This window comes from Legionella sp. (assembly GCF_047605385.1).
Lineage (GTDB): Bacteria > Pseudomonadota > Gammaproteobacteria > Legionellales > Legionellaceae > Legionella.
Map to the genome: position 1 here is coordinate 1 of NZ_JASGFU010000112.1, position 5,066 is coordinate 5,066.

Genomic DNA, 5,066 nt, shown 5'->3' on the forward strand with positions numbered 1-5,066 from the left:
ACTTAAACCTATAACATCTTATAATTAACTTGCAAAACGAGATGGTTCATATATGGCGCAAAAATTTAAAATATCAAATCGGAAAGTCCCCGATAACATCATTATATTTATCTTGTGCATCGGCCAAGCTTAGTTTGGAATAGATTTCCAGAGAATCTCTTTTAGCATGTCCTGAGTAGGGTTGAATAAAAGCATCATCGATATTTTTCTTCTTAAGCCAGGTAAATAAAAAATGTCTTAGCTTATGAGGTGAGATTGATCGCTCAATACCAGCAAGTTTTGTGTATCTCATCAGGATTTTCCTAATTCCACGATCCGTATAATGGCGGCGAAATCCTGACTCAAATAAAAAAAGCCTGTTTTCATTTTTATATTGCTTTATATGAAGTGCCAAAATTTCTTTAAACGCTGGTGAAAAAGGGACGACTCTATCTTTTTTTCCTTTACCCTGATTAATTTTAATCCTGCAATTAGTTAAATCAACATCAGATAATTGTATATTAATTAATTCACTAACCCTTGTTCCTGTATAAAGTAGTACTTTAACGATGAGCATAGGAACAATATCGTGAGACTCCCAAACTGCCTTGTAAAAAAGCCTGATTTCATCTTCATTGGGTACATAGGGTAACCGTTTGGGCGTTGTAGTGACCTCGATATTAAGATTTTCTCTTACAAACCGGAACACGTCTCGAAGATAATCATAGTTAGGATTCTGAGATTTAAGCAAATTTGAAACCTTTTGCGCCATTTTTTTAGCAGATATTCGTTCCATTATACAGTCACCTTGTAGTTAAGATGGGGCAACCGCGTTGATAAATCTAACGGAAATAGACCATATGGGTTAACATGCTCATAAATAAGGGGGGTTAATGCCCTTTTATCCTCCTTTGTTAATTTATTTTGTAACCCATGCTCTTCTATTATTTGTTGAATCATTAAGGTATTGATATATACCATTGATAGTTGTAAAAGATGTAAAGACAATACAGATAGGGTTTGTGCTTTCTCATGATTAGAAGAAATTTCACCAGATCGACCATAAAAAATGAATTTAGCTACACCATTCCAAAGCTCAACCACATTTAATCCTTCTTGAATTTCCTGTCTGATGGATTTGTGCATTAAGTAATTACAGATGAAGATGGTTTTTAATACCTTACCTAATTGTGATAACGCCAAATATGTTGGATGTTTCAGGTTGTTTTGATTAAAACGCCAGAGAATAGATTCTGGATCGGCATGGCCTGCCTTCATTGCAGCAGTATACTTTACAATCTGGCTATATTGCTCTTTAATTAATTGCCAATTAATGGTGTCTGTCAGAACTGCCTGAAGATTTTTATACTTTTGATAGTCGCCAAGTTCACATTGTGCCAGTTTTTGTTTATTTAAATTAGCCAGTCGCGGCATTAAAGAAAATCCTAGAAGATGTGAAAAAGCAAAACCAACTTCACTTTGACCATGAGTATCAACATAGCTTTTTTGAACTGACATTTCCGTGCAATGTCTTAATACTCCTTCAATCATGGCAGATACTTCTGAGCTCGATACGCTTTTTAATTGTGAATGGATACAACAAGCATTTTTTTCCACATGCCAGTAAATCATAACACCTCTTCCCCCATATCGATTATGGTACTCAGAAATTAAATTTTGAAAATAAGCAGAAAATTGAGTTGAATCCCCGGCAATAGCGATGGGCATACCACCCCATATTTCATCTAATCTGATTTTAAATAATGCATTCGCCACTTTGCTTAGCGCATTTTTTAAATTGTCGGTCGATAAAAAGTAGTTTTTAATGTGTCGAAGCTGATGTTCACTCACATAGGTGTTTCCGGCGCACATGTGTTTTAACCCAACATTTGTTCCCATCCCATAGATAGCAAGCAAAATCCTTTCTGAAATTTCATTCGGCTTTAAATAAATTTTTTCGCCATAGGAAACAAAATCACGTGTAAAGTCGTTTTCTAAATCGACTTCTTTCATCATGTCAAGGAGATTGGTTCCTGCCCATTTTTCCTGTAAATGTTTTTTTATAATGCCAATGCTACTGGACTCTGCCTGAGGTGTAAGTGGCGTTACAATAATACGACCACCATTTTGAGAACTGATTCGAACTTTTTTATTTTGGGGAATATTATCATTTAAAGAAGCTAATGTACTTGTTAATTTCTGCTTTAACTGTTCAATAAATACATCACTATCGAGAGGTAAAGAAAGATCATCAAAATACACTTCTTTACTTTCTTCAAAATTATTCGGCAAGTCTTCATCTGGATTTCGGTGTTTAAATGATCCTTCAATCCATATTTCACGGCATCTAATCTTGTCTGCAAGCTTTTTTAGCACATAGACTTCATAACAAATGCGTTTAATTTTACCAGTAGTTGGATCAACAATTCGTTTTTTCCATTTGCCTGGCAAGCAATCCATCGGTATATCTTCATTGTCTGGAAAATAAACTTTGTTTCTATCAAAATATTTTTTGATCAGTGCCAATGCATCGAGTATCGGTTGATGTTCAGAGTTGTTTGAACGAAAAACCACATTTTCTAATAAGGGTTGAACCATGCGTCGATAATAAGTAGCATAAGAGCTTCTAATCTGTCGGTGCAGTAAGCTCTGGTATTTCGGTCCTTTTTTCTTATATTCTTCGATGATGGTTTTTAACTTGTCCTGGCCAACAATAGGAAAAATATTATCTCGGATAGTTCCGTCTGGCTGCCCTAGGCACACTTCAGCTATATTAAACAGGATAGTATCTTTGCCATAGACTTTTTTTACATCATTGATAAGCTTTCTAACTACACGCTTTTCCGACTTATGAATCACATTGCGGATAATACGGTTAAACATATCGATTGTTTTATCGATAACTTCTTCTTTTCTTGCATGGCAATGAATAAATAAATGAGCACATCGCTTGTTATCAGTCATGTGTTTTAAATCACTCGGATTTAGGCGTGTAAATGCTTCTGAATAATGAACGGTTCTTTTTCTTGGAATTTCTTGAATCGCAGCTAGATCAAAGTTAAATCGATTCAAAATGGACAGTTGTTCCACTAAACTCAATATTGAATCAAGTGATGGATGATTAATTTCCTTGTTTATCCAGCCTAAATATGACAAGCTCTCTTTGTAAGGCAATAATAAACCATTTAACTGTGCTTCATTTTCTGTAGATAAAGTATTTTTTAGTTTTTCAAATAATTCATTCTCAAACGCATTAGTGGCATCAAGAATAACTCGTGCCATTGTTTTTTCTTTAAATGACTCAATCCCTTTTTCTTTCAGATATTGTATTGCTCGATTTTTAATTTCCTCATCAGCAAGGTGATGATTGGGTAAAAGCTCATCTTTTATCCATGCTTCAAGTTCTTTATAATGTGTTTTCTTAGAGAATGAAGTTTTAAAATACCTTCTAATCAACGACATATAATTGTCATAAGTTCTTGATGATACCTCACTAATGACAGGTGGAATATTAAGTTGGCTGGCAATCCGGTTTATAAGGTGAGCAGGTAGCTTTGTCAGATCGTTAATGAATTGATGACTTTTTTGGTAGTACTTCAATAGTAAAGCAAATGCTAATTGTTTACTTGTATGTCTTGTTCTAATAAAGCCAATTTCTTCTTGGCTTAAATCAAATTCATTTATTGTTAAATTCATAGTACTCATTTCACCAGTTCCTAGAATAGCCAGAGTCGGAACTCAATGGGCTATTTTCCTCTAAATTTGTGATTGTAATCTACCGAAATACGGTGATAATATCAACCACAAATCTCAAATAGGAACACGGTGTGAATAATAAAAAAATACAAAACATCCCTGAGGTTACTCAAGATGAATTTGCTAAAATAATGGGTATCGTTAAAAACTTGTGCAAAGAACACTTAAATGAGGAATATCATGAACTAGCTCAAGAGCTAGCAGCCAAGTTAGCCAGGAAGAGACCGTCGCCATTATTATCTGGACGAAGCAATACATGGGCGGCAGGAATCATTCATGCGTTGGGCATGGTAAATTTTTTATTCGATAAATCTCAAGATCCATATATTTCATCCAAAGAATTGGCTGATTGGTTTAGGTTATCACAAAATACGATAAGCGCTAAAAGCAAATCCATACGTGATATGTTTAAAATGAGACAAATGGATCCAGCATGGACCTTACGCAGTAATTTGGATAATAACCCGATGGTATGGATGATCATGGTGAATGGTTTTATTATTGATGCCAGAAGAGCTACCTATGAAATCCAGGAGCACGCATATAGAGCGGGGATCATTCCTTATATTCCCGCAAGCAAAACGACAGCTTAGATAATTAAATTATCAAAAATTGACATATATCAATAAATGATATAAAATAGCATCATGAGCTGGAAAATAATAATACCAACCAAAGTTGGAAAAAGAATATTAAAACTTCCAAAATCAGTTCAGGCTGCAGTGTTATTATTGGTTCGAGATCTTGAACGACATGGCCCAGCGACTGGTGGTAGTTGGAAAAATTACGGCAAGTTACAAGGCGTGCCTGGTGATAAACGCCACTGCCATCTGAGTAAAGGTCGACCAACCTATGTATGTTGCTGGGAAGTTATAGATAAAAAACTGAAAATTACGGAGATATATTATGTCGGCACTCACGAAAAAGCACCATACTGATGATGTTGCCAAAATATCTTGGCATGGTGGACTTTATGTTGTTCCAGTTGACGTGATGGAGCGTTATAAAGTTAATTCTGATGATTCATACATCTCGATTGATGATCTATTTAACGACTTGACTCAAAAATCTGGTGAACCGGGGGTATTATTGAAAGGTTTAAGGTATAGAGAAGGATTAAGCCAAATTGAATTTGCTAAGAAATTAAATATTAGTCAAACCAATCTTTCTGCTATGGAGAATGGCCGGCGTACTATCGGGAAAGAACTTGCAAAACGAATTGCTGATCTTTTTGGAGTAGATTATCGAGTCTTTCTATGAAATGTTGTTTTTAAATTTTTGCATCATATATGAACCATCTCGTTTTGCAAGTTAATTATAAGATGTTATAG

General features: G+C 35.0%; 5 protein-coding genes. 3 read left to right on the forward strand and 2 right to left on the reverse strand.

Translation table 11 applies throughout. The features are described from left to right. Positions 1-73: 73 nt before the first annotated feature. Both QM652_RS14015 and QM652_RS14020 read right to left on the reverse strand, forming a co-directional pair. A complete protein-coding gene (locus QM652_RS14015) occupies positions 74-775 on the reverse strand; it encodes a tyrosine-type recombinase/integrase (protein ID WP_415076849.1) in 702 nt (233 codons plus the stop codon). Further along, positions 775-3,684: a Tn3 family transposase gene (locus tag QM652_RS14020; RefSeq protein ID WP_415076851.1), complete on the reverse strand. Its 2,910-nt coding sequence runs from the start codon at positions 3,682-3,684 to the stop codon at positions 775-777. The genes QM652_RS14015 and QM652_RS14020 overlap by 1 nt, the downstream gene beginning before the upstream one ends. 122 nt (positions 3,685-3,806) lie before the next feature. On the opposite strand from QM652_RS14020, the gene QM652_RS14025 reads away from it, so the two are divergent. Genes QM652_RS14025 through QM652_RS14035 form a run of 3 tightly spaced genes read left to right on the forward strand, consistent with a single transcriptional unit; the run spans position 3,807 to position 4,995 of the window. Beyond that, positions 3,807-4,328, forward strand: a complete 522-nt coding sequence (locus QM652_RS14025; RefSeq protein ID WP_415076853.1) for a DUF6398 domain-containing protein — start codon at positions 3,807-3,809, stop codon at positions 4,326-4,328. A gap of 54 nt (positions 4,329-4,382) precedes the next feature. Then, entirely contained in the window at positions 4,383-4,673 is a 291-nt protein-coding gene (locus tag QM652_RS14030) for a hypothetical protein (RefSeq protein ID WP_415076855.1), read from the forward strand. Further along, the gene (locus QM652_RS14035) at positions 4,642-4,995 is read left to right on the forward strand and encodes a helix-turn-helix transcriptional regulator (protein WP_415076857.1); all 354 of its coding nucleotides are present in this window, start codon (positions 4,642-4,644) and stop codon (positions 4,993-4,995) included. The genes QM652_RS14030 and QM652_RS14035 overlap by 32 nt, the downstream gene beginning before the upstream one ends. Positions 4,996-5,066: the final 71 nt, after the last annotated feature.